Origin of the sequence: Pseudomonas migulae, assembly GCF_024169315.1 — a bacterium.
Taxonomy (GTDB): domain Bacteria; phylum Pseudomonadota; class Gammaproteobacteria; order Pseudomonadales; family Pseudomonadaceae; genus Aquipseudomonas; species Aquipseudomonas migulae_B.
In genome coordinates this window covers 165313-189238 of the sequence record NZ_JALJWR010000001.1, presented here as the reverse complement: position 1 = coordinate 189238, position 23926 = coordinate 165313, and the positions used below count along the sequence as shown (strand labels likewise).

At 59.9% G+C, this 23926-nt stretch carries 22 protein-coding genes; 11 read left to right on the top strand and 11 right to left on the bottom strand.

The window, feature by feature from the left end; all coding sequences use genetic code 11:
• Positions 1-5: 5 nt before the first annotated feature.
• The 8 genes from J2Y86_RS00920 to J2Y86_RS00885 all read right to left on the bottom strand — a co-directional run bounded on the left by J2Y86_RS00920 (position 6) and on the right by J2Y86_RS00885 (position 8463).
• Complete coding sequence (locus tag J2Y86_RS00920; RefSeq protein WP_253427406.1) at positions 6-1550, bottom strand: amidase family protein; 1545 nt, start codon at positions 1548-1550, stop codon at positions 6-8.
• Positions 1551-1698: 148 nt separating this feature from the next.
• Positions 1699-2595, bottom strand: coding sequence for a glycine betaine ABC transporter substrate-binding protein (locus J2Y86_RS00915; protein WP_253427404.1), 897 nt, complete (start codon positions 2593-2595; stop codon positions 1699-1701).
• Between the two features lie 39 nt (positions 2596-2634).
• Positions 2635-3303, bottom strand: a complete 669-nt coding sequence (locus J2Y86_RS00910) for an ABC transporter permease (RefSeq protein ID WP_253427402.1) — start codon at positions 3301-3303, stop codon at positions 2635-2637.
• Between the two features lie 2 nt (positions 3304-3305).
• Positions 3306-4304 (bottom strand): ABC transporter ATP-binding protein, encoded by a 999-nt coding sequence (locus J2Y86_RS00905; protein ID WP_253427400.1) that lies wholly within the window; start codon positions 4302-4304, stop codon positions 3306-3308.
• The gene (locus J2Y86_RS00900; protein ID WP_253427398.1) at positions 4301-4990 is read right to left on the bottom strand and encodes an ABC transporter permease; all 690 of its coding nucleotides are present in this window, start codon (positions 4988-4990) and stop codon (positions 4301-4303) included. Before J2Y86_RS00900 ends, J2Y86_RS00905 begins: the two co-directional genes overlap by 4 nt.
• A gap of 336 nt (positions 4991-5326) precedes the next feature.
• Positions 5327-6322, bottom strand: coding sequence for a GlxA family transcriptional regulator (locus J2Y86_RS00895; RefSeq protein WP_253427396.1), 996 nt, complete (start codon positions 6320-6322; stop codon positions 5327-5329).
• A gap of 246 nt (positions 6323-6568) precedes the next feature.
• Entirely contained in the window at positions 6569-7534 is a 966-nt protein-coding gene (locus J2Y86_RS00890; RefSeq protein ID WP_253427395.1) for an alpha/beta hydrolase family protein, read from the bottom strand.
• A gap of 35 nt (positions 7535-7569) precedes the next feature.
• Positions 7570-8463, bottom strand: a complete 894-nt coding sequence (locus J2Y86_RS00885) for an amidohydrolase family protein (RefSeq protein WP_253427394.1) — start codon at positions 8461-8463, stop codon at positions 7570-7572.
• A 333-nt stretch (positions 8464-8796) separates the two neighbouring features.
• Here J2Y86_RS00885 and J2Y86_RS00880 point away from each other — a divergent pair, with 333 nt between their 5' ends.
• The gene (locus tag J2Y86_RS00880) at positions 8797-9861 is read left to right on the top strand and encodes an alpha/beta fold hydrolase (protein ID WP_253427393.1); all 1065 of its coding nucleotides are present in this window, start codon (positions 8797-8799) and stop codon (positions 9859-9861) included.
• 87 nt (positions 9862-9948) lie between these two features.
• On the opposite strand, the gene J2Y86_RS00875 is transcribed toward J2Y86_RS00880, so the two are convergent.
• Entirely contained in the window at positions 9949-10824 is an 876-nt protein-coding gene (locus J2Y86_RS00875) for a LysR substrate-binding domain-containing protein (RefSeq protein ID WP_253427392.1), read from the bottom strand.
• A 166-nt stretch (positions 10825-10990) separates the two neighbouring features.
• Between J2Y86_RS00875 and J2Y86_RS00870 the strand changes: the two genes are divergently transcribed.
• From J2Y86_RS00870 to J2Y86_RS00850, 5 genes are all read left to right on the top strand, one after another.
• Positions 10991-12460 carry an ABC transporter substrate-binding protein gene (locus J2Y86_RS00870; protein WP_253427391.1) on the top strand — a complete coding sequence of 490 codons (1470 nt, stop codon included), beginning with the start codon at positions 10991-10993 and terminating at the stop codon, positions 12458-12460.
• A 76-nt stretch (positions 12461-12536) separates the two neighbouring features.
• The gene (locus J2Y86_RS00865; RefSeq protein ID WP_253427389.1) at positions 12537-13208 is read left to right on the top strand and encodes a dimethylsulfonioproprionate lyase family protein; all 672 of its coding nucleotides are present in this window, start codon (positions 12537-12539) and stop codon (positions 13206-13208) included.
• Positions 13205-14158, top strand: coding sequence for an ABC transporter permease (locus J2Y86_RS00860; RefSeq protein WP_301308630.1), 954 nt, complete (start codon positions 13205-13207; stop codon positions 14156-14158). Before J2Y86_RS00865 ends, J2Y86_RS00860 begins: the two co-directional genes overlap by 4 nt.
• Positions 14155-15048 (top strand): ABC transporter permease, encoded by an 894-nt coding sequence (locus J2Y86_RS00855; RefSeq protein WP_253427385.1) that lies wholly within the window; start codon positions 14155-14157, stop codon positions 15046-15048. Before J2Y86_RS00860 ends, J2Y86_RS00855 begins: the two co-directional genes overlap by 4 nt.
• Positions 15049-15071: 23 nt before the next feature.
• Positions 15072-17165 carry a dipeptide ABC transporter ATP-binding protein gene (locus tag J2Y86_RS00850; protein ID WP_253427383.1) on the top strand — a complete coding sequence of 698 codons (2094 nt, stop codon included), beginning with the start codon at positions 15072-15074 and terminating at the stop codon, positions 17163-17165.
• Here J2Y86_RS00850 and J2Y86_RS00845 read toward each other — a convergent pair.
• Both J2Y86_RS00845 and J2Y86_RS00840 read right to left on the bottom strand, forming a co-directional pair.
• A complete protein-coding gene (locus J2Y86_RS00845) occupies positions 17130-17588 on the bottom strand; it encodes a metallophosphoesterase family protein (RefSeq protein ID WP_253427381.1) in 459 nt (152 codons plus the stop codon). The two genes, J2Y86_RS00850 and J2Y86_RS00845, sit on opposite strands and share 36 nt — an antisense overlap.
• Positions 17589-17741: 153 nt before the next feature.
• Entirely contained in the window at positions 17742-18122 is a 381-nt protein-coding gene (locus J2Y86_RS00840) for a RidA family protein (protein ID WP_008027160.1), read from the bottom strand.
• Between the two features lie 192 nt (positions 18123-18314).
• Here J2Y86_RS00840 and J2Y86_RS00835 point away from each other — a divergent pair, with 192 nt between their 5' ends.
• The 5 genes from J2Y86_RS00835 (at position 18315) to J2Y86_RS00815 (ending at position 23755) form a co-directional block, all read left to right on the top strand.
• Positions 18315-19625 (top strand): flavin-containing monooxygenase, encoded by a 1311-nt coding sequence (locus J2Y86_RS00835; protein ID WP_253427379.1) that lies wholly within the window; start codon positions 18315-18317, stop codon positions 19623-19625.
• Between the two features lie 24 nt (positions 19626-19649).
• A complete protein-coding gene (locus tag J2Y86_RS00830) occupies positions 19650-20066 on the top strand; it encodes a RidA family protein (protein ID WP_253427377.1) in 417 nt (138 codons plus the stop codon).
• A gap of 162 nt (positions 20067-20228) precedes the next feature.
• Entirely contained in the window at positions 20229-20906 is a 678-nt protein-coding gene (locus J2Y86_RS00825; protein WP_253427375.1) for a DUF1028 domain-containing protein, read from the top strand.
• Positions 20903-22054: an acetylornithine deacetylase gene (gene argE, locus J2Y86_RS00820; protein ID WP_253427373.1), complete on the top strand. Its 1152-nt coding sequence runs from the start codon at positions 20903-20905 to the stop codon at positions 22052-22054. The genes J2Y86_RS00825 and argE overlap by 4 nt, the downstream gene beginning before the upstream one ends.
• Positions 22055-22339: 285 nt before the next feature.
• Positions 22340-23755, top strand: coding sequence for a purine-cytosine permease family protein (locus J2Y86_RS00815; protein ID WP_253427371.1), 1416 nt, complete (start codon positions 22340-22342; stop codon positions 23753-23755).
• Positions 23756-23926 lie beyond the last annotated feature (171 nt).

Genomic DNA, 23926 nt, shown 5'->3' with positions numbered 1-23926 from the left:
ACCGATCAGCGCCCGAGAAACGCGTAGCCAAAACCCACGACCTTGGCGTCGTCACCGTAGCCGCCCAGGAACGACACACCGACCGGCAGGTTGCCCTTGATGGTGCCGGCCGGAACCGTAATTTCGGGAAATCCTGTCGCGGAGGCAATGTACGACGACGCGTAGGTGTCGCCGGTTTTGCAGACGTAACTGTCATCGGTCACACCGTGAACCACCGACGCCGGGCAGTTGATGGTCGCGAAGAACAGGCTGTCCACGTTGTTCTTCTTCATGATGCCCATCAGTTGCGCGCGCAGTTGCGGGATCTTTCTTGAGAGGATGGAGATGTACAGCGGCGAGTCGGTGCTTGCGCCAGCCGATACCGCTTCCAGCCCGGCCAGGCGTGCCGGGTTCATCCCGTGCGGCCCCTTTTCAGCCTGATTTTTTTTCGCCAGATCGAGAAACTGCGCGAGCGTTCGCGGTTGGCTCGGGTTGAGGGTGGCCAAGTAGCGTTCGAATTGCGGTTTGAATTCGCTCTCTCCCACTGGGCCGAGCACATCGCTCCACAGGGTTTCAAATGACTTCGGCAGTTCGATGGAGACGACCTGCGCACCGCGCTTGCCGAGGGTTTCCTGAGCAGTCTTGAACACCGCATCCACTTCTGGATTGGCGCCTTTGAAGTTGGTGATCACGCCAATGGTCTTGCCTTGCAGCGAGGTAGAGTTGAGCGCGGACTCGAACTGTATTTTTTCTGCGACCAGATCCAGGGTCGCCGGGTCGTTTTTGTCCTGGCCCTTGATCGCATCCAGCACGATGGCCTGATCCAGCACGCTGTTGGTAATGACGCCGCCGGTATCAAACGCGAGCGACAGCGGAATAATGCCGCTGCGACTGATCAGCCCCAGCGACGGTCGAAAACCCACCGTACCGGTGACGCTGGCCGGGGCGCGGATCGATCCGCTGGTATCCGAGCCCAGCGCAAAGGGTGCGAACGCTGCCGCCACCGAGGCGGCAGAACCGCTGCTGGAGCCCGAAGCGTCACGCTTGGTGTTGCGCGGATTCAGCGTCTGCCCGCCGAACGAGCTGTAGCCAAACCAGCCAAAGGACGCGGCCAGTTCCGACAGGTTGGCTTTGCCGAGGAGGATCGCTTGCCCGTCGATCAGCTTCTTGACGGTGAAGGCATCCTGGCTCGGCACGGACTCGCGCAGCACGTAGGACCCACCGGAGGTGACGATACCGGCGGTGTCAAAGTTGTCCTTCACCACGAACGGAATGCCGGCCAGTGGTGCGTACTTGGCATCGGGATTTTTCGCCCGTTCGGCATCCCACTTCCGCGCCTGATTAATCGCCTGTTCATTGATCGTCACCAGCGCATTGATGTTCTGGCCCTGGTGATTGTTCGCCTGAATGTTATGCAGATAGTGCCGGACCAGTTGCTCGGAACTGAGGGTCCCGTTATTCAACGCATGACGCATATCGGCGAGGGTCATGCGGTCGATACCGTCATCCGCCTGAGCACTTGCTGCCATTAGCCAAAACGAGCACGCCACGAATTTCTTATTCAACTGCATTTTTATTCTCCGAGTGGGTACAGGCGAACGAAACCAGCTCGCACCTCATAGGGGTGCAAGGGAATGGGTGGGAGGCAGGGGTAAAAAAGGCCGGCGTTATTCTGCCGGCCCTGGAAGTTCTGAAGACAACGTCAGCCTTCGGCAGCGCCTACAGCAACTTGCTCTTTTGCAGAAATTCCTTGGACACGCTCTCGATCGATTCACGGCCAACGTCGACTCGAGAGTTGAGACCGGCAATGGTGTCGTCGTCCAGTTTGGAAGACAGGGCGTTGAGCAACTCGCCGATTTTCGGATTCTCTTTGAAGACTTCAGTGCGGATGACAGGCGTCAACGCGTAGCTGGGGAAGAAGCCTTTATCGTCCTTCAGCACCACAAAACCGAAGGCCGGGATTCGCCCGTCGGTCGACAGGACCAAGGCCAGATCGACCTGACCGTCCCTGAGCGCCTGGTAGGTCAGCCCGCCGTCCATGCGGACGATGTTCTTGCGCTCGAATTCAAACTGGTACGTCTCTTGAAGAGGACGCAGGCCATCGGGCCGGGAAAAGAATTCGGCATTCGAGGCGAATTTATAGGATTTGCCCGCCTGGATGTTTTTGGCCAGATCGCTGATCGTGACGACGCCGTCCTTCTCGGCCTCTTCCTTGCGCATGGCAAACGCATAGGTGTTGTTGGCCTTGGAAGGGTTCAGCCAGGTGATGCCCTTCTGCGCATCAAGCTCGCTGATCTTCTTGTACGTTTGGTCAGCGTCCAGTTTGTCCGTGACTTTGTTGTAAGTGATCAGCGAAGTGCCGGTGTATTCCCAATACACATCGACCTGACCGTTCTCTTGCGCCGCGCGCAATACCGACGAACCCAGGTCCGGGCGTTTATCGACACTGTAGCCATTGGCGCGCAGGAGTTGCGCGGTCATCTCGGCCACCAGTTGTTGCTCGGTAAACTTCTTGCCGCCGACCACAATCGTGCTGTTGGCAGAAGCGCTGCCCACAACACCCGTAACAAGACTAAGGCTAACGATCAGACTGGCCAGCATTCGATAAATCATCATGTACCTCATATTATTGGTTTAGGTCTATGGTCTTCAGATTCATTCGCGCCCGGCCAACCTCAGGCCCCGTGACACGGCAATGGTTTGAATCAGGCCGCAGCCCAGATCGACTGCAATCGCCAGGAGTGCGGTCGATACGGCGCCGGCCAGCATCATGCCGAAGTCGTTCAGGTCGATCCCGGTAAAGATCAACTCACCCAGCCCTCCTCCACCGACCAGGAAAGCCAGCGGCGCGGTACCGACGTTGATCGCCAGCGCCGTGCGGATGCCCGCGAAAATCACGTTCATCGCATTCGGAATTTCGACTTTCCACAGCGTCTCCCGTGGCGTCATGCCCATGGCTTCGGCGGCTTCGACCAAGTGCTGCGGCACCGCGCGCAAGCCTTCATAGGTGTTGACCGCGACGGGCAACAACGTCGCGACAAACAGGCCGATGATGGCCGCCCCGCTGCCAACGCCAATGAAACTCATGGCCAACGCCAGCAACGCGAGCTTGGGGATCGCCTGCCCGACGTTGAGGACTTGCATACTGGCCATGGCGTAACGCTGGTTCGCCGGACGGCTCATCCAGACACCCAACGGCAGCGCGATGGCCAGGGCCAGCACGCCGCTGACTGCCACGATCTGCAGATGCTGGACCGTCAGGTAGCTGATGTCGCCCCAGTAAAACTGCAGCCCTTCCCAAAATCTGCTCAGTAAGTCAGACATCGTCAGTGCACCGCCGGATTAATGTTTTCAACCAGTCGCGCCAGGATGTCGGCCTGGTGGACATAGCCGATAAAGCGCCCGTCGCTGTCGTTGCAGAGTGCCCAGTCCTGGCCGCGACCCAGCAGTTGCGAGAGCACCTGGCGCAGGTCATCCCCGGGCTTGACGATCAGGTGTGTATGCGAAGTAACACCGCTGTTGCCGCCGACGATCTGCATGTGTTCCCGTGGCGGGACCTTGCTCGCCACGTCAGCCGCGCGCAGCAGGCGCAAGCGTTTCATGATCCGGTCGCCGCCCATGAAGTTCGCCACGAACTCGCTGTTGGGCCGGGCCAGCAAATCATCCGAGCTGCCGAACTGCTGGATTTTCCCGTTGTGGAAGAGCGCGACACAGTCCGCCATCTTCACCGCTTCATCGATGTCGTGACTGACAAACAGTACGGTCTTGTTGACGAGGCGCTGGATGCGCATGAACTCGTCCTGGATCACTTCCCGGTTGATCGGGTCGATCGCGCCAAACGGCTCATCCATCAACATCACGGGCGGATCCGCAGCCAAGGCACGGGCCACCCCGACTCGCTGCTGCTGGCCGCCGGAGAGTTCGCACGGGTAGCGCTTGAGGAATTTCGACGGGTCCAGCGCGACCACTTCCAGCAACTCCGCAGCGCGTTTGCGGCTTTTGGTTTTATCCCATCCCAGAAGATTGGGAACGACGCAGATGTTTTCCTCGACGGTCATGTTCGGGAACAGGCCGACTTGCTGAATCACATAGCCGATGGAGCGTTTGAGGGTGACGCTGTCCAGTTCTGAGGTGTCGCGACCACCGATGCGGATCGTGCCTGAGGTGGGCGTGATCAGTCGGTTGATCATTTTCAGCGTCGTGGTTTTACCGCAGCCCGACGGCCCAAGCAGTACGCAGATCTGCCCCTCTTCAACATTGAATGAGACATCTTCTACTGCAGTGATTGAGCCGAATTTCTTGTTTAAATTTTCGATCTGGATCACGTCGTAGCTTCCTTCATTCGGCCAGTGGCCACTTTGTTCTTGTTCAGGCCTTTTGGCGTCAGCAGGCGTTGCAAGGCGTACAGCGCGTAATCGGCCGCTACGGCAATCACGCTGATGACGATCGCGCCGGCCAACAGCTGTCGGGTATCCGATTGCGCGATGCCACGAATGATCAGACTGCCGAGGCCGCCGGCGCCGATGTAAGCCGCGATGGCGGCGATGCCGATGTTGATGACGGTCGCCATCCGGACGCCCGCCATGATCAGCGGGACCGCAATCGGCAGTTCAACCTTGCGCAGTCGTTGCCAGGTGGACATGCCCATCCCTATCGCCGCCTCGCGCAACGCAGGGTCGATGTTGGAGATCGCGGTGGTGGTGTTGCGGATGATGGGCAGCTGGGAATAGAGAAACAGCGCAATGACCGCCGGTACGACGCCGATCCCGTAGCCGATCAGGGACAGGGCCGGAATCATCAGCCCGAACAGCGCGGCAGAAGGAATCGTCATCAGCACAGCGGCAAACGCCAGGACCCAACGGCGAGTTCTGGGGTGCTGGGATATCGCGATCCCGACAGGCACGCCGGTCAGAATCGCCAGGCCCACCGCCACCGCCACGATGAGAAGGTGCTGCCCGAGTAGCAGGCCGATCAGCCCGCCGTTTTCCAGAATGAAACTCAAGGTTTCCATGGTTGTTGTGCCTTCTGTACGTCGTTGTTGTTTTTGCCGGCTGTGCATCTGGAAGTGGACGCCGGATTTGTAGATGAACCTTACCGCGCTCCCGAACCGAGCCTGAGCTTCGAGCCCGACGATTTCTATCAAAAAACCGACGTCACGAAACCCGCAAGTGCGCGCTGCGAGGTGAAGCATCGAGTAAAGGAATGAGAATACAGGATCGCCAAATCCCCAAGGCCCGCCCATGCGCACCAGCCGTCGGGCCGAGTCATTAGCTAGCTATGCGGTTTTGCAGGGAAGATTGGCGCGGGGGTTTGTTGAGTCGTTGACGGGGACGTTCAGTGATAGCGATCAGGAATGCGCATCATCAAATTTCCGCCGCTCTTCTCCGGGCGTGCATCCCCAGACTCGACGGTAAGCGGCGCCCAGATGTGACGCCGAGACAAACCCGCAGCTATAGGCGATGGACGCAATGGGCTGAGTGCTCTCGCGCAGCAATCGGCGCGCTTCGTTGAGCCTGAGTTCCAGATAAAACCGCTTGGGCGTCATGCCGAAATGCTGATGCCACAAGCGCTCCAGTTGGCGATGCGACAGATTGCAGCGGTCGGCGATTTCTTCGATGCCGACAATGTTCTCCAGGTTGTTTTCCATGAAGGCAATGGCTGCGGTCAGACGCTTGTCGTGAATCCCGAACCGCCACTGGATCGACATTCGCTGATGTTCTTCCGGGGCTCTGATCCGTGCGTGCAGAAATTGCTCGGCAATGCTGGCGGCCAGCTGATTACCGAAATCCAGGGCGATTTGCGCCAGCATCAGGTCGATCGCCGCCGTCCCCCCGGCACACGTCCAGCGGTTGCCATGGTTGACGTAGAGCTCGCGGGTGACTTCGATGGTGGGAAATTCTTCGGAAAATTGACCGATGGACTCCCAGTGCAACGTGCACCGCTTTCCTTCCAGCAACCCGGCGCGTGCCAGGATGAACGTACCGGTGCTCAGCGCGCCAACGGTGGTGCCCCGGGCCGCAGCGCGTTGTAGAAAACGCAGCATCTTCGGCGGTTTCTGGTGTTCGATGTCGAGGCTCGCCAGGACAAACACGCGATCGAGATCGGGGGCTTGATCGATCGGCACGCTCTGGATCTCGATGCCACTGCTGGAACTGACCGGCCCACCCGATTCGGTGAGCAGCGTCCACTCATACAGCGTTTTGCCGGACAGGCGATTCGCCGCCCGTAAAGGCTCGCTGGCACCAGCCAACGCCATCATGGAAAACTGAGGAAGAATGAGCAGTCCGATGCGCTTGGTGGTGTAGCTGTTCACAGACGTCGCCGATTCGCCGGGGGCTGTCATTGCCAGATCCTTTCATGGGGGTTCCAGCCGTTCAGGTGAACAGCTCAAGCCAGCCCGAGGGAGTGGCTTTGGACACGCCATGTTAGGGGTTGGGCACACATTCAGCCAGATTGAATCGTTGCGACAGCGAACGAGCCAGGCCGAGGCGTTGTGACCATTCGCAATGACGGGGGAATGCGCCCCGCAACGCTGGAAATCGCTGTGAGACCTCGTCGCCCGAGGTCTCACAGGATAATGGCGAGGGGATCAGCCGCGCGCGCGGATGGCCTCATCGATGCTCTGGATCATCGACTTGAAGACAGGACTCTCGACCTGATTCTGCTGGCCATGCTGCATGTTCGGGATGATCAGCGCGCTCGAACCTGCATCACCAGGGTAGTTCTGGTGCAGACGCACAGACTCCGAAGGCATGTGCAGCGTGTTGTCGGCGCCGTGGATGATCAGCGCAGGTGGGAAGCCTTTTGCACCTTCGATGGACTGCTCCGGGTCATACGCCACGTAGGACTTGTAGGATTTTGCTGTCACGTGAGTGCAGCCAGGCCAGCGATCCGCGCCACCGGCTTCGGTGTAGCCGCCCAGTTGCTGATCAACATAAGCCTGGGTTTCCGGATCCAGCGGATAGTAGCCGAGGCGGGTCGCGTCGGTGCCGGTATCGAACGGCGGGATCGGCGCGTCATCCGCAAGTTTGAGAATCGCGGCGTCGGCAGCATCCTTGTCGGCACGCAAGGTTTGCAGCTGGCGGATGTTGGTGTAGCTCATCGGCACCCAGAAGCGGATCTGTTCACCGCCAGCAGCAGCCAGTTCAGCTACAGCGCCGAGGCTCGCCACCGAGCCCATCGCCCACGAAGCGACCACGGGCATTTCACCGAAATTCTCGCGAGCCCATTCAACGGCACCGAGGACTTCATCCTTCTGGTCTTCCAGAATGACATTGGTGATCTCAATGCCTGCGGCCTGAATCGTGTTGCGGATGTGCTTGTTGGAAAAGAAACCCGCCACGTCGTAGGTCATGACGCGATAACCGCGAGCTGCCAGGGCGCGACCGAACAGCTGGCCGTACATCGTGACCCCACCGGTGAAGCCGGAGTTGAAGATGACGGGTGGCAGTGTCGCGTCGATTTTTTCTGGCTGAAACACTGTGCCTTTGAGGCTCAGGGTTTCATCGTCGTACTTGACGGTAAAGTTGATTTCTTTTGTTGTAATGTTCGTCATCGCTAAATATCTCGAAGTTAGAGCGTGGGCGTAGATCAACTTACCAATTGGCCAGATGCTCCTCGGAGAAGTTGGCCAACAGGAATTCGGGTTTCGGTAGAAACATGCTGTGCAACGGCATCAACAAAGTTAAAAACGTTGTTCAAATCAAAGTGCCCGGAATACGGCACACCGTTGTTGTCAGTTCCAACATGCGGTGCATCCGTTGCTTCCAGAAGAATCTTGTCCGCGCCGACGGCGTAAACAATTTGCGTCACGAAACGAGCGGTTTCCTCGGGGTAGACGGAGGTGCGATAGCCGGGGCCCTTGAACCACACGTTGCCTCGCTCTCTCGCTTCCGTGAGCAGCGCGATGTAGGCCGGCTCGGTAATGCCACGCTCGCTGTGACAAGTGCCGAGGTGATCGATAATGACCCGCACATCGCGAGGGATCTGGCGCAATACGCGCAGAGTCGTCTCGGCTTCCTTGGCATAGATGTGCAAATGCTGGTGCGGTAGCAGGCGACTGTAAAACGCCAACCACGGCCCATCACTGAAGCGCGTGTCAGATACGGTTTCCGGCCTTGCATCGTGCAGAACGATTCGGGCGCCAATTACCTGCGGGTGAGAAAGACGTTCTTGCGTGGCGTAGGCAGGTTCCGCCTTGATCGTCCCTACCAGCCTGACGGCCCCATAACGCAAAGGATTCGCTGCTTGGAGTTTCTTCAGTTCGTCAAATGAGGCAAACACATTTTCCGAATCCGGCAGGATACTTAGATGAACATTATTAATGACTGTCGGTGCAATTCCGGCATCAATAAGTTTGTCCAGATAAAGCGTGAGCGGATGCGGCTTGGGCAATGTATAGGGCAATAAACCAGCCACCCGACGAAGATCATCCGAAGTGTAAAAATGAACGTGGCTATCTATTCTTTGGGTCAACGGCAGCATGATTATTGTTTCCTGCTTTTGTGCGAAAACAATAATCGTCGTCAGTGCTTCGTCGCTCCCGCCAATCCGACGTGTAGTATCAAAATTCCGACATGTGCGATGTGTGATGGCGAAATTTTGTTGTCGTGACGTCTTGGAGATTCGGCGCTCATGGCCGTGATGCTCCTGCGCCGCTTTGTATCACTGTGTATCTGTCTATCCTCCTGATACATGAATTTTCACCCGGCCTGCGAATCGACACAGGCCAGATACGTCACCGCGTTCAAATGCACACACGGTTTCAAGGGGATCAGCCAGACCCCCTGGCCAACGGCTTGCAACGGAGACATCAGGATGAAGATGGCACTGCAGAACAAACACGCTAAAACCCACCGCCGTCTGGTCGGCTCATCGATTCTCGCGTTCGCCCTGTTTGGCGCGATCGGTGCAGCCAACGCCCAATCGACCACCGCTGCACAGCCAGCCGCGATCAAGGCCGATGCCACTTACACGACGCCCTCCCCGTTCGGCCCACTGAAGCACATCAAGGCCGGACTGTTGAACGTGGCGTACGCCGAAACCGGCCCGGCCGATGGGCCGGTGGTGATTCTCCTGCACGGCTGGCCGTACGACATTCACAGTTATGACGAAGTCGCACCGCTGCTGGCCGCAAAGGGCTATCGAGTGCTGATGCCGTATGCGCGTGGTTATGGCGATACCCATTTCCTGTCCGAGAAAACCGTGCGCAACGGCCAACCGGCTGCGTTGGCCAGCGACGTCATCGACTTCATGGATGCGCTGAAGATCAAACAAGCCGTGCTGGGTGGCTATGACTGGGGTGCGCGCTCGGCCGACATCGTCTCCGCGTTGTGGCCAGAACGGGTCAAAGCACTGGTCTCGGTCAGCGGTTATCTGATCGGTAACCAGGCAGCCGGCAAGAACCCGCTGCCGCCCAAGGCTGAGTTGCAATGGTGGTATCAGTTCTACTTCGCCACCGACCGCGGTCGTGCCGGGTACGAGAAGAACACCCACGACTTCGCCAAGCTGATCTGGCAACTGGCTTCGCCGAAATGGGCGTTCGATGACGCCACGTTCGACCGCAGCGCCAAGGCGCTGGAGAACCCGGATCACGTCGAGATCACCGTGTTCAATTACCGCTGGCGTCTGGGCATGGTCCAGGGCGAGCCTCAATACGAAGCGCTGGAGCAGAAACTCGCCACCGCGCCATCCATCAGCGTGCCGACCATCACAATGGAAGGCGACGCCAACGGCGCGCCGCACCCGAACCCCGAGGACTACGCCAAGCGCTTCACCGGCAAGTACGAGTTCCGGCTGATCAATGGCGGCATCGGCCACAACCTGCCGCAGGAAGATCCAAAAGCGTTCGCCAAAGCGGTGATTGATGCGGATCACCTGTGAGGCTTGACTCACTCGCTTCCTGAACCTGTCGATGCAGACCGAGTGATCGGTCTGCATTTCCTGGCCTCTGCAAATCCATCCCTTCCGTTACTGCGCCTGTATCCACTCAAGGAAACGCCGGATCGGTTGCTCATTGCCCCGCCGTTCAACATGCGCGAGATACCAGCCCCCCGCCTGCATGACCTCCGTTTGCACGGGTATGACCAGGTTGCCCGTGTTCAGATCCGCCTCCACCAGGAATTCGGGAACCACCACCACGCCTTGTCCGCTGATCGCCGCTTCAATCGCCAGCAGACTGCTGTCGAATCGGGGCGCGTTTTTTTGCGCAAGATTGGGAAGGCCGATGCTCTGCGCCCACATCGCCGTGTCTTCAGTGGTGCCCGAGATCGCCAGGAACGGAACCTTACGCAGGTCCTCTGGCGTGGCAATGGCACCGGCAAGCTCCTTTGAGCACACCGCCACGAGGCGCTCCTGTCTCAAGAGCGTGTAGGTCACGTTCGGTCGATCCGGTGTACGCGTGTAGATGATCCCTACGTCGGCGCGGGCGGGATTGAACTCCCAATCCAGCAGGCTCGCGTCCAGGCTGACCGCAATCTCCGGCGAGGCTTGCTTGAATTTCTGCAGTCTCGGAATGAGCCATCGAACAGCCACCGTGACATAGACCTGCACTGTCAGGGACGCTTGCGTCTGCTTCTCACGGATGAGGTCCGTAGTGAGCGCAATGCGATCCAGTGCATCCTGGATCACAGGAAAATAAAGCTCACCTTTTTCGTTGAGTTCTACCCGACCGGGCAAGCGGCAGAAGAGCGGTGTCCCGAGGTAGCGCTCAAGGGAAGCGATCTGGTGACTGATGGCCGACTGGGTAAGGCTCAATTCTTCGGCAGCGCCTTTGAAGCTGCGCAATCGCGCAGCGGATTCGAAGACTTTCAGCGTCGACAGGGGGGGAAGCGATCTCGGAATCATGCTTGCTCGCGACGTTAAAAAAATTCAAGCGGGGGTTAAATATACTCGTTTGCCCGGTGTTGAACGCAATCACATACTCGTCCCATAAAAATAAATCAGGGGCACAGAAATGAAACGTAGATTGCTTGCATCCTCAGTTTTTACGCTGGCTGTCGGAACCTGTTTTTTGTCGGCACCCACGGTCTCGGCCGTCGAGCAGTGTGTGCGCGTGCTGGGCTACGAATCGGACGGCGAGAAACAAACGATGGACCCCGCAGCGCTGATCGGCACCGACAGCGTCTATCACATTCGCGCCATCTACGAACCGCTGGTCGACCGCAGCAACACCATGATGCCCATTCCCGTGTTGGCGCAATCATGGGAATCCAACGCCGATGCAACCGAGTGGACGTTTCACTTGCGCCAAGGTGTGAAGTTCCACGACGGGTCTGATTTCGATGCCGCGGACGTGGTCTATTCCTATCGTCGCCTGCTCGACCCGGCCATTTCGCCCGGTGGATTCTCCACCCTCGCCTTCCTCGACCCCGCCGGCATCACCGCTGTCGACAAAAACACCGTGCGCTTCAAGGTCAAGTCGCCGGTCGTCGAACTGCCGATGCTGATCGCGACCAAGTACGCGTTGATGGTTCCCGAGGGTGCCAAGGGCGCAGACCTGCGGACCAAAGGCGACGGGACCGGGCCGTTCATGCAGGAGACTTTCACCACCAACGGTCCGGTGCGGGTCATGCGGCGCAATCCGCATTACTGGCGCGCCGGTCTGCCAAAAGCGGACTGCCTGGAGATCACCACCAGTCTCGAAGCGACGTCGCGGCTGTCGGCGCTGTTGTCCGGCTCGATTGACCTGTCGCTGGTCGTCGACCCGGCTAGCCTGATCACGCTCAAAGGCAATCCGGCTGTCGACCTCGTCTCTACCCCAGGGGCGACCTCACTTTACATCGCGGTCTGGACCGACACTCCGCCCTTCGACGATGTCAGGGTGCGTGAGGCGATGAAGCTGGTCATGGATCGTCAAACCATTCTCAATACCGTGCTGTTGAGCTATGGCGAAGTCGGTGGTGACACACCGATACCGCCCAGCTCACCGCTGAGTCTGAAAACCCCACCACCGGCAGAAGACATCAAACGGGCCAAAGCCTTGCTGGCCGAGGCCGGTCATCCCGATGGCATCGCGTTCGATCTTTATACGTCCGACTCGTACCCCGGCATGCTGTTGCTGGCACAGGTCTATGCCCAGATGGCAGCGTCCGCCGGTATCAAAGTGAACGTCATCACCTCGCCCGCCGAGGGTTACTGGGACACGATCTGGTTGAAGAAACCGGCGGTCATTTCGTACACCAGTGCCCGTCCGCCGGCAGAAGCATTGACGCTGTCGCTCAACAGTCAGTCGGAATGGAACGAGACACACTGGAAACGGGCTGATTTCGATGCGCTGGTGGCCAAGGCCGGGCAAACCCCGGATGAGCAAGAGCGCAACACGCTCTACCGCGACGCCCAACGCATGGTGGCGCAAGAAGGCGGCATGATTCTTCCGGTCTTTTCATCGGTGGTGGCAGGCCTGCGCAAAGGCTGTACCGGCTATTCACCGAACGTCGATGTGAACCGCATCGACTACGCGGAACTAGGCTGCGCAAAGTAGCCGCTCGCCCCACTCGCCCCATTTGAATTCAATCCAGTCCACGGAGCCTGAAGGCTCCGGGGAGGAGGCTGTGCGAATGACACGCTCAAATCTGTCCAGATTTCTCCAATGCTTTGCCGATGTGCTGGATCGCGATGATCAACCCGTCGCGAGGTTGCACGCAAAACGCCTGCGCTTTTTGCAATCGAACCTGCCGCCCCTTCAAGACGTGCCTGCCGCACGAGTACCCGTGCAGACATCCTGTGAGGCCGAGCTAAGCACTTATGCCTCGGGTTGCGCCTTGGCCGAAGCGCTGTCGAATCTCATGCCCGCGCTCCACCTGACTCGCAGCGAAAGCTACCTGGCCGCCCCGCCCAGCGCGGACTTTGCCAACAACTACGGCTACAGCGTTATATGCGGGCCCGAGAGCGGACCACCGGCGCTGATCAAGGATGCCGAAATCTCCTTCGGCCTGATGCTGCTCGGCCCCGCCACCCACTACCCCTTGCACAGCCACCCGGCTGACGAAATCTATTACACCGTCACCGGCCCGTCGTTCTGGCGAACCGGCGCCGACACGTGGTCATCACGGGAGACCGGTGAAATCATTCATCATCCGTCGTGGATCCCCCATGCCACGCTCGCAGCGGACAGGCCTTTGGTGCTCTTGTACGTCTGGCAAGGCGATCTCGACACCGATGCAGCCTTTATCCCCGACTGGATGGCGTTGCACTCAACCTTGACGACTCAAGGGGCAAAATCGAAATGAAGATTCTGCGGCTTGTCATCAGTAGGGTCATGCTTTCCGCCGTTACGCTGCTGCTCGTCTCCCTACTGATCTTCCTGATTCTCGAAGCCCTGCCGGGGGATGTCGCCACCCGGATCCTTGGCCGCGACGCCACCGCAAAGGCACTGGAAGTGCTGCGTGCGCAACTGCACCTCGGTGATCCGCCATTCAGCCGTTACCTGCACTGGCTGGGCGATTTGCTCCAGGGCAATCTTGGGGTGTCGATTGCCACCGGCCGGCCGATTGCCGACGTGCTTGGCCCACGCATCGTCAACACGCTGCTGCTGTCGCTGCTGGCCTTTGCCATGTATCTGGTACTTGCGATCGTACCGGCGGTGATTCAAGCCACACGCCGCGGCACGAAGGTCGACCACGTCATTTCGGTCGTGACGCTGGTGCTGCTGTCGCTGCCCGACTTCCTGCTCGCGACGATTCTGTTGTTTATCTTCGCCGTGGCCATGCCCATCCTGCCCGCGCTGGCGACGGTGTCCGATGCCGGCACCTGGCTGGACAACCTGCGTGCCATGATCCTGCCGGCCGTGACCCTCGCCATCATCATGGCGGTGTACGCCATCCGCGTCTTGCGCGACAGCCTGATCGAGGTGCTGCGCTCCGACTACGTACGCCTCGCCGAACTGAAAGGCTTGCGGCCTCACGCCGTGCTCTGGCGACACGCGATGCCGAATGCAATTGTTCCGGCACTCAACATCACGGCGCTCAACCTCGGGTTCCTGATCGGTGGCGTGGTCATTGTCGAACGTGTCTTCTCCTACCCCGGGTTTGGCACGCTGCTGATCGATGCCTTGCAACTGCGTGATCTTCCCTTGATCAAGGCCACGGTGATGATCAGCGCGGCGGTCTACATCGCGGCCAATCTCGTGGCCGACATCTGCGCCGTTCTCCTTCAACCTCGCCTGAGGACATCTCGATGAGTCTTATCAATGCGATGTCCGCGCCGCGGACGCACACTTTCTCGGCTTATTTCAGACGCTGGCAAGCGATGCCGGGCGCGTTCAAGGCCGGGTCGATCATCCTCGTGGCGCACCTGCTGTTTGCCCTCATCGGTGCGTTCTGGACACCCTATGGTTTTGCGCAAATGGGCACCGGCATGCCGCTCTCCGGCATGTCGTGGCTACACCCGATGGGCGTCGATCAAATCGGCCGTGATGTGCTCAGCCGTTTCATGCATGGCGCGCACATTGTTTTGCTGCTGGCCCTGGCCGGCACGACATTGGGCATGGTCGCCGGTACGACGCTGGGCCTGGTGTCCGGCTATCTCGGCGGGGTGTTCGACGAGATCGTGCAGCGTCTTGTCGAAGCCATGATCAGCATCCCGTTCCTGGCATTGGCGCTGGTGACGATCATTGCCGCCGGGCCTGCCCTCGCCGGCGAACCTGCGCTAATCGTACTGGTGGTCGGCTTGGTCTACACACCGCGGATTGCGCGGATTGCGCGGGCCGCCGCCATGGAAATTGCCACTCGCGAGTACGTCGCGGCGGCCCAACTGCGGGGTGAGGGAACCTGGTCCATCGTCCTGCGAGAAATCCTCCCCAACACCGCCAACGTCCTGCTGGTCGAATTCTCGCTGCGTATCAGCTATGCGCCCATCCTGATCGGTGCACTGGGGTTTCTCGGTTTCGGTATCCGGCCGCCGACACCTGAATGGGGTTTGATGATCAGCGAGAACCGCGGGCTGCTGATCGCTTCACCGGTGACGGTATTCGGGCCCGGACTCGGCTTCGCCTCCCTCGTGGTCGGACTCAATCTCTTTACCGACGGGCTATCGAGAATGCTGGGCCAACGGTCAGTCGTCGGTGCGTGAATAACAATAAAGAGGTTTGAACCATGACTAAGCTGATCGAGATTCAAAACCTGGGCATCGCCTATGCCGGACACACCGGATGGACCGATGTGGTGGAAGGTGTCTGTTTTGACATTGCCCGCGGCGAGACCTTCGGCCTGGTTGGGGAGTCGGGTTGCGGAAAGTCCACGGTGGCCTATCGGCTGCTCGGCTATGGCGCCGCCAACAGCCGTGTACAGACCGGTCAGGTGTTGTTTGAAGGCACCGACCTGCTCACGCTCGACGCCCGTTCGCTGGCCAAGCTTCGTGGCAACCGCATTGCGCTGGTCCCGCAGAATCCGACGACCGCGTTAAGCCCTGGCATGCGCGTCGGGCAGCAGATCCGCGAGATGATTCTGACCCACCGCGCACTGCCGGACGGGAGATCCATGGAGCACCGCATCATCGAACTGTTCGCCCTGGTCGGGCTGCCCGATGTCAGCCGGCGCTATCCCCACGAGTTATCCGGCGGTCAGCAGCAACGTGTGACGATTGCCATGGCGGTTGCGTGCAATCCGGACCTGCTGGTGCTCGACGAACCCACGACGGGACTGGACGTCACCACTCAGCGGCAGATCATCCAGCTGCTGTCGGATCTGCGAAGCCGTATCGGCATGGCGATGCTCTACGTGACCCATGACCTTGCGTTGCTTGCGCAAATCGCCGATCGCATTGGCGTCATGTATGCCGGCAAACTCGTCGAAGTCGCGCCGTGTGAGCAATTGTTGACGCACCCTGCTCATCCTTATTCGCGCGGACTCATCGCATCGATCCCGTCGGTACAGCACGGCCATAATGGCGCTCGCGGCTTACGTGGAATGCTGCGCCGCGATCAAATGGCCGAGGGCTGCAAGTTCGAGCCACGGTGCGACTTCGCGACACCAGCCTGTCGCTCGACACCGCAGCACCTGATCCGTGTGGCTGACGCACAATCCGTGGCGTGCATGCACTGGTCCGACGTGGCCGCCGCACAACCTCCTACCCCTGCGCCGGTGATCGCCCTCGGCAAAAAAAAGCAGGCGCAAACGCTGTTGTCGGTGGACAACCTTTCGCTTTCCTACGCGCAGTCGGGATGGTTCACCGAATGGCTGGGCAAGAAAGCCGTCCCCATCGCACGGGATATCGACCTTAAGCTGCATTCTGGTGAGATCGTGGCGTTGGTCGGCGAGTCGGGTAGCGGAAAATCCACCATCGCCCGCGCCATCAGCGGCCGGCTCGCGCCGGTTTCGGGCAGCATCAGCGTCGACGGCCAGGTATTGGCACCCACCCTCGCCGGCAGATCCGTCCAGCAGCTGAAGCAGATTCAATACATTTTCCAGAACCCGGATGCGTCACTCAATCCACGCCGCAACATCCAGGCGATTCTGCAGCGGCCGCTGCAGCATTTCGGGATGGAATTGAAACCCGACACCCTTGAAACGGTGCTGGAAAGTGTCGGGTTGCATGCGGGGTATCTCAACCGGTATCCAGAACAACTGTCCGGCGGCGAGCGCCAGCGGGTCGCGATTGCACGCGCGTTGCTGGTCAATCCAAAACTGTTGATCTGCGATGAAATTCTGTCGGCGCTCGATGTCTCCGTGCAGACCAGAATCGTCGAGTTGCTCCTGGCGCTGAAGGAACAGCACCGCGTCGCCATGCTGTTTATCTCGCACGACCTGGCGGTCGTGCGGCAACTGGCCGATAAGGTCGCGGTACTGTATCGCGGCGAATTGATGCAAATGGTCGATACGGACGCGCTCTTCACCTCGCCCTTGCATCCGTACACCGAAATGCTCCTGCACGCGGCACCCGGTCTTTGCAAGGATGACTACGTGCCGCAACCACCCGCCATGCCGGGCTCGCAATCCTTGGCCGGCAAAGGATGCCCGCTGGCGGGTCGTTGCCCTCGGCAACTCGGCGCCCTGTGTGCAGAGAGCAGCCCGCCCTCGCAGAAAACACAGAGCGGTTTCATTCGCTGCCATATCCCGGTCGCCGAGCTGTCACCTCAAACTGAAGAGTCCCAAAAACGGACTGGATCTGGTGCAAATCTGTCGCCGGTCGAACTGCGTCTTCCCCCGGAAAAATCACTCCAGCAGCGCGACCAGACGCGGCTCAATTGAGGCCTCATGCACTTCCAGCAGCGCCAGCGTCACCGGCAGTTTGAAACGCCGCCGTCCCGCGCTGCCGGGATTGAGGTAGAGCCGTTCGCCACGCCACTCCATGAGTGGCTTGTGCGAATGGCCGGTGACCACCAGCTTGATGGACGCATCGAGTACGACCGGGACATCGGCGATGTCATGCACCAGCAACGTCTCCCACCCGTTGAGATCGAAATGCAAGCTATCGGCGATATGTTCTGCCCACGGGGCGTCCAGGTCATTGTTCCCGCGCACGACATGCAGCGGGGCGATCAACGCCAGTTGGTCGAGAATATCGACACTGCCGATGTCGCCCGCATGAATGATCCGTTCACACCCCTCCAGCGCGGCAAGGGCCTCAGGGCGGAGCAAACCGTGTGTATCGGAGATCACGCCAACTTTCATGCAAGGCTCCCGGTCAGGTTCCAGCAGTTGAACATCGATCGATTCCAGACTAAACCGGAATTTGCTCGCGAAGGCGGTGCATCAGGCGACACTGATGTTGGATGTGCCGGCCTCTTCGCGAGCAAGCTTCGCTCCTACGGTCTGGTGGTGGGTTCAGCCCTTGGCCGCCATCGCGGTCACTTCCACACGCATGCCTTCCACTGCCAGCGACGCCACGCCAACGGCGGCGCGAACCGGCCACGGCTTGGCGAAGAAACGCTTGTAAACCTCATTGAACGCGGCGCGGTCGGCCATGTCGGTGAGGTAGATGGTCAGGTGCATGACCCGATCCATGGAACTGCCGGCGCGCTCCAGCGCCACCTTCAATGCCTGCAACGTGCACTCGCTCTGCAAAGTGATGTCGCCCAGTTCCAGGCTGCCGTCGGCGCGAGTCGGGATCTGCGTGGAGACCAGGATGCCGTTGAAGCCGGCCACATCGGAGGAGATGGAATCCGCGTCGGGATCGGGGGTGAAGGTGATGTCTTGATTGGCCATGGGGTTCTCTTGTTCGAGGTGATAAAGGTGCCGGGCAGTTTACAGCCCTGCTGAATCAAACGCTCTGCCTCAGTTATTTATACTCAAATGCCAGCTTAATAATATTTTACCGATACCAGGGTCATCCCTAGTCTTGAGCCCAAGAAATGGCAGGCCGTTCGCGACCTGACTCCAACGTCGAAGGGTATTGAGATGACCACTGAAAAAATAAAAACAGATACGCTGATTGTTGGCGCCGGTCAGGCTGGCGTGGCCATGAGTGAACACCTGAGCAAGCTGGGCGTGCCGCACCTGGTGCTGGAGCGTAACCGTATTGCCGAGCGCTGGCGCACCGGGCGTTGGGATTCGCTGGTGGCCAATGGTCCGGCGTGGCATGACCGTTTTCCGGGTCTTGATTTTGACGACCTCAGCCCCGACGAATTTGCGCCCAAAGAACGCGTCGCCGATTACTTCGAAGCCTACGCGAAGAAATTCAACGCACCGATCCGCACCGGTGTGGATGTACTGAAGGTTGAACGCAACGTCGGTCGTCCGGGCTTCACCGTTGAAACCTCTGAAGGTGTGATCGAGGCCAACCGCGTGGTCGCCGCCACCGGGCCGTTCCAGCGCGCGGTCATCCCGCCGATTGCCCCGCAGGATCAGCCATTCCTGCAGATCCACTCCGCCGACTATCGCAACCCGCAACAATTGCCTGAAGGCGCTGTTCTGGTGGTCGGTGCCGGCTCGTCGGGCGTGCAGATCGCCGATGAACTGCAGCGCTCCGGCAAGCAGGTTTATCTCTCCGTCGGCGCCCACGACCGCCCTCCTCGCGCGTACCGCAATCGTGATTTCTGCTGGTGGCTAGGCGTGCTCGGCGAATGGGACCAGGCGGCGATGAAGCCGGGGCGTGAACACGTCACCATCGCGGTGAGTGGCGCGAACGGCGGCCGCACCGTGGACTTCCGAGGCCTCGCTCATCGCGGAATGACACTGGTCGGCCTGACCCAATCGTTCAACGGCGGCGTGGCGACGTTCCAGCCCAATCTGGCCGAGAACCTGGCCCGTGGCGACGAGAACTATCTGGCGCTGCTCAATGCCGCCGATGCCTACATCGAACGCAATGGCCTCGACCTGCCGGAAGAACCTGAAGCGCGCATTACCTTCCCCGATCCGGAATGCGTGACCCACCCGATTCTTCAACTCGACCTGGCCAAGGCCGGCGTGACCTCGATCATCTGGGCCACCGGGTTTGCCACGGATTACAGCTGGCTCAACGTTGACGCCTTCGACGACAAGGGCAAACCACGGCATCAGCGCGGCGTATCGAGCGAACCGGGGGTGTATTTCCTCGGGCTGCCATGGCAGTCGCGTCGCGGGTCTTCGTTCATCTGGGGCGTTTGGCACGATGCCAAATACGTGGCTGATCACATCGCCATCCAGCGTTCCTATCTCGACTACCACGACGCGGCGCAACGCGAGGCTGAAAAAGCCCCGGTCGCCCATAAAACCACGGTCAGTGCTTAAACCTTTTTCTGCCAGGAGCAACAAATGTCCACGCCAACCCATACCCGTATTCGCATGTTCAACACCAAGGAAACCTACCCGAACCAGAGCCTGGACAACGACCTGTGCCAAGCCGTCCGCGCTGGCAACACGGTTTATGTTCGTGGCCAGGTCGGCACGGATTTCGAAGGCCGACTGGTCGGTCTCGGTGACCCGCGCGCCCAGGCCGAGCAGGCCATGCGCAACGTCAAGCTGTTGCTGGAAGAGGCTGGCAGCGATCTGAGCCACATCGTCAAAACCACCACTTACCTGATCGATCCGCGGTATCGCGAACCGGTGTATCAGGAAGTCGGCAAGTGGCTCAAAGGCGTGTTTCCGATTTCGACCGGGTTGGTGGTGTCGGCGCTGGGGCAGCCGCAGTGGTTGATGGAGATTGATGTGATTGCGGTGATTCCTGAGTAAGGAAACAGACCGAGTCGCGGCCATCGCTGGCAAGCCAGCTCCCACAGGTTCATCAGTGACCACACATTTTGTACACGACGACGGACCTGTGGGAGCGGGCTTGCCCGCGATGGCGTCAGTTCTGATAACCACTTCACCCAGGCAAACCCAGGAGCAAACCCCATGACCTTCTCCATCGCCGCCCGTTGCCCCGAAACCGGTCAGTTCGGCATTGCGATCAGTTCCTCCAGCATCGCCGTCGGCGCCCGCTGCCCGTGGCTGTTGCCGGGTGTCGGTGCCGTCTCCACACAGAACATCACCCTCCCGTCCCTCGGCCCGGACGTCCTCGCCCTGATGGAGCAAGGCCTTGCCCCGGCCGAAGCGCTGGACAAAGTCCTCACGCGCAATGGCTACAGCCAATACCGGCAGATCACGGCGATTGACCACCTGGGCCAGACCGCGCATTTCAGCGGCGCGCAAACCTTGGGCAACCACAACGCCGTGTCCGGCGAACAATGCGTCGCCGCCGGCAACATGCTCGCGGACCGCTCGGTCATCGAAGCCATGGTTGACGCCTTCGAGCACGGTGAAGGCCAACTGGCCGACCGCTTGCTCGCCGCGATGAAAGCCGCCATCGCCGCCGGTGGCGAAGCCGGCCCAGTGCATTCGGCGGCGATGGTGGTGGTTGGCGAACTGACCTGGCCGATCATCAACCTGCGGGTCGACTGGGCGGATAAAGACCCCATCGGCCAGCTGGAAAAACTGTGGGACGCCTATCGCCCGCAAGTCCAGGATTACATCGACCGCGCCCTCGCCCCGGACAAATCCCCCGGCTACGGTGTCGCCGGAGACGACCGATGAGCACCAGCCGCGAGGTGCTGAAGGCGCTGGTGGCGTTCGACACCACGAGTCGCGAATCAAACCTGCAGCTCATCGAGTTTGTCCGCGACTACCTCGCGAGCTTCGACGTGCCGTGCGAACTGATCTACAACGAGCAGCGCAGCAAGGCCAACCTGTTCGCGACCTTCGGCCCGGCGGACAAGCCGGGCATCGTCCTGTCGGGGCACACCGACGTGGTGCCCGTCGATGGCCAGCCGTGGACCGTTGCGCCGTTCGAACTCACTGAGCGCGATGGCAAGCTCTACGGTCGCGGTACAGCGGACATGAAGGGCTACATTGCTTGCGTGCTGGCGCTCGTTCCTTCCCTGGTGAGCGCACAACTGCGCCTGCCCGTGCACATCGCGCTCTCGTACGATGAAGAAGTCGGCTGCCTCGGCGTGCGCTCGTTGCTGGCGGCGCTGGAACAACGGCCCGTCAAACCGATGCTGTGCATTATTGGCGAGCCGACCGAGCTGAAACCGGTGCTCGGGCATAAGGGCAAACTGGCGATGCGCTGCGATATTCAGGGCCACGCGTGCCATTCGGCGTACGCGCCGCTTGGGGTCAATGCCATTGAGTACGCCGCCGAACTGATCGGTGAACTGGGACGGATCGGCAACAGGCTCAAAGCGCCCGAGCATCACGACGCGCGGTTTGATCCGCCATTTTCCACGGTACAAACCGGCGTGATTGGCGGCGGCAAAGCCTTGAACATCGTCCCCGCCGATTGCCGTTTCGACTTCGAAGTCCGTGCCCTTCCCTCCCATGATCCGAGCGACGTCGCCCGGGAGTTGAAAACCTACGCCGAGCAACACGTACTGCCGCGAATGCGGGCTGTCAGTGACCAGAGTGAAATTCGCTTCAGTGAACTCTCGGCATACCCCGGATTAGCGACGGATGCACACAGCGAAGCAGCTGAGCTGATCGCTGCATTCTGCGGCTCCCGAGCGTTCGGCACAGTGGCCTTCGGCACCGAGGGCGGCCTGTTCGACGCCGCAGGTGTTCCCACCGTTGTGTGCGGCCCTGGCAGCATGGATCAGGGGCATAAACCGGACGAGTTCGTCAGTCTCCAGCAACTGCACGACTGCGACGCCATGCTGCAACGGATGCTGCTATCGATCAGCGAATAACAGAAATCTTGAACACCCCAAAATCCCTGTGGGAGCGGGCTTGCTCGCGAAGGCGGAGTATCAGTCGACAATGTGTTGCCTGACACCCCGCCTTCGCGAGCAAGCCCGCTCCCACAGGTTTTTTGGTGACTCAGCGACCTACATTTTTTAACGTCTATACCAACAATCTTTGTAATTTATCTATCCCCCTCCACCCCACATCATCGACTCCAACAAGAAAAGCGCCGCCCCCGTGCGGCGCTCACCGAAGTACGTCCACGTACTCAAATTGCCTTGGAGTCCGTCATGGTTACCGCAGCAACAACCTCCGCCCCGCTCATCGAAAAACACACCATCGGCTACGTGCCGCCCGAAGATCGCCACGGCAAAACCCGTGACCTGTTCACCCTCTGGTTCGGCGGCAACATCGCCCCGCTGCCGATCGTCACCGGCGCCCTCGGCGTGCAGATGTTCCACCTCAACCTGGTATGGGGCATCGTCGCCATCCTCATCGGCCATCTGGTCGGCGGCGTGCTCATGGCGCTGCACTCGGCCCAAGGCCCGCAGATGGGCATTCCGCAGATGATCCAGAGCCGCGCCCAGTTCGGCTCCCTCGGCGCCCTGCTGGTGGTGCTGATCGCCGGCATCATGTACATCGGCTTCTTCGCCTCCAACATCGTCCTCGCCGGCAAGTCACTGCACGGCGTGATCGACAGCGTGCCGGTGCCGGTGGGCATCGTCATCGGCGCCCTGGGTTCCGGCATCATCGGCATCATCGGCTACCGCTTCATCCACGTGCTCAACCGCATCGGCACCTGGGTGCTCGGCGCCGGTATCGTGCTCGGCTTCGGCTACATCTTTACCCACGTGCAGACCGCCGACTTCCTCACCCGTGGCAGCTTCAACATCTCCGGCTGGCTCGCCACCGTTTCGCTCGCTGCGCTCTGGCAGATCGCCTTCGCACCGTACGTCTCCGACTACTCGCGCTACCTGCCGGCCAACGTGCCCGTGGCGGCCACGTTCTGGACGACTTACCTGGGCACGGTGCTCGGTTCCAGCCTCTCGTTCATCTTCGGCGCCGTGGCCGTACTCGCCACACCCGTCGGCATGGACACGATGGACGCCGTCAAACTCGCCACCGGCTCCATCGGCCCGTTGATGCTCGTGCTGTTCCTGCTCAGCGTCATCAGCCACAACGCCCTAAACCTCTATGGCGCCGTGCTGTCGCTGATCACCCTGGTGCAGACCTTCGCCTACCGCTGGATCCCGACCGCAAAAAGCCGCGCCGTCCTCTCGATCATCATCCTCGCCGCCTGCTGCTTCGCCGCCGTCGGCGCGTCCGCCAACTTCATCGGCCACTTCGTCGACATGGTGCTGGTGCTGCTCGTGGTGCTGGTGCCCTGGACTGCGATCAACCTGATCGACTTCTACGCCATTCACAAAGGTCAGTACGACATCAACTCGATCTTCAAGGTGGATGGCGGGATCTATGGCCGGTACAACCCGCAGGCGCTGCTGGCGTATGCGATCGGGATTGCGGTGCAGATCCCGTTCATGAACACGCCGCTGTATGTCGGTCCGATTTCAGAGCACATCAATGGCGCCGACCTGTCCTGGCTGGTGGGCCTGATCATCACCTCGCCGCTCTATTACTGGCTGGCGAACCGCGACACTGCGTACAAGCGCCGCCTCTCAACCGGAAAACTCGCCAACAGCCTTTAAGCGCCTCATTCGGCTGTAGAAGCGAGCAAACAAAAAACCGCAGTGATGCGGTTTTTTGTTGCCTGATCATTTTCTGTAATTTCACTGTATTGACTATCGCATCTCATACAACCGCCAATAAAACATACATTGAAATTTTGACATGTTTCAGCAACTTTACACGAAACAAGA

What these genes read in the sequence shown, in the direction of transcription:
- J2Y86_RS00920 (WP_253427406.1), bottom strand. Translation starts at nt 1,550, where the DNA reads ATGCAGTTGAATAAGAAATTCGTGGCGTGCTCGTTTTGGCTAATGGCA.
- J2Y86_RS00915 (WP_253427404.1), bottom strand. Translation starts at nt 2,595, where the DNA reads ATGATGATTTATCGAATGCTGGCCAGTCTGATCGTTAGCCTTAGTCTT.
- J2Y86_RS00910 (WP_253427402.1), bottom strand. Translation starts at nt 3,303, where the DNA reads ATGTCTGACTTACTGAGCAGATTTTGGGAAGGGCTGCAGTTTTACTGG.
- J2Y86_RS00900 (WP_253427398.1), bottom strand. Translation starts at nt 4,990, where the DNA reads ATGGAAACCTTGAGTTTCATTCTGGAAAACGGCGGGCTGATCGGCCTG.
- J2Y86_RS00895 (WP_253427396.1), bottom strand. Translation starts at nt 6,322, where the DNA reads ATGACAGCCCCCGGCGAATCGGCGACGTCTGTGAACAGCTACACCACC.
- J2Y86_RS00890 (WP_253427395.1), bottom strand. Translation starts at nt 7,534, where the DNA reads ATGACGAACATTACAACAAAAGAAATCAACTTTACCGTCAAGTACGAC.
- J2Y86_RS00885 (WP_253427394.1), bottom strand. Translation starts at nt 8,463, where the DNA reads ATGCTGCCGTTGACCCAAAGAATAGATAGCCACGTTCATTTTTACACT.
- J2Y86_RS00880 (WP_253427393.1), top strand. Translation starts at nt 8,797, where the DNA reads ATGAAGATGGCACTGCAGAACAAACACGCTAAAACCCACCGCCGTCTG.
- J2Y86_RS00875 (WP_253427392.1), bottom strand. Translation starts at nt 10,824, where the DNA reads ATGATTCCGAGATCGCTTCCCCCCCTGTCGACGCTGAAAGTCTTCGAA.
- J2Y86_RS00865 (WP_253427389.1), top strand. Translation starts at nt 12,537, where the DNA reads ATGACACGCTCAAATCTGTCCAGATTTCTCCAATGCTTTGCCGATGTG.
- J2Y86_RS00860 (WP_301308630.1), top strand. Translation starts at nt 13,205, where the DNA reads ATGAAGATTCTGCGGCTTGTCATCAGTAGGGTCATGCTTTCCGCCGTT.
- J2Y86_RS00855 (WP_253427385.1), top strand. Translation starts at nt 14,155, where the DNA reads ATGAGTCTTATCAATGCGATGTCCGCGCCGCGGACGCACACTTTCTCG.
- J2Y86_RS00850 (WP_253427383.1), top strand. Translation starts at nt 15,072, where the DNA reads ATGACTAAGCTGATCGAGATTCAAAACCTGGGCATCGCCTATGCCGGA.
- J2Y86_RS00845 (WP_253427381.1), bottom strand. Translation starts at nt 17,588, where the DNA reads ATGAAAGTTGGCGTGATCTCCGATACACACGGTTTGCTCCGCCCTGAG.
- J2Y86_RS00840 (WP_008027160.1), bottom strand. Translation starts at nt 18,122, where the DNA reads ATGGCCAATCAAGACATCACCTTCACCCCCGATCCCGACGCGGATTCC.
- J2Y86_RS00835 (WP_253427379.1), top strand. Translation starts at nt 18,315, where the DNA reads ATGACCACTGAAAAAATAAAAACAGATACGCTGATTGTTGGCGCCGGT.
- J2Y86_RS00830 (WP_253427377.1), top strand. Translation starts at nt 19,650, where the DNA reads ATGTCCACGCCAACCCATACCCGTATTCGCATGTTCAACACCAAGGAA.
- J2Y86_RS00825 (WP_253427375.1), top strand. Translation starts at nt 20,229, where the DNA reads ATGACCTTCTCCATCGCCGCCCGTTGCCCCGAAACCGGTCAGTTCGGC.
- argE (WP_253427373.1), top strand. Translation starts at nt 20,903, where the DNA reads ATGAGCACCAGCCGCGAGGTGCTGAAGGCGCTGGTGGCGTTCGACACC.
- J2Y86_RS00815 (WP_253427371.1), top strand. Translation starts at nt 22,340, where the DNA reads ATGGTTACCGCAGCAACAACCTCCGCCCCGCTCATCGAAAAACACACC.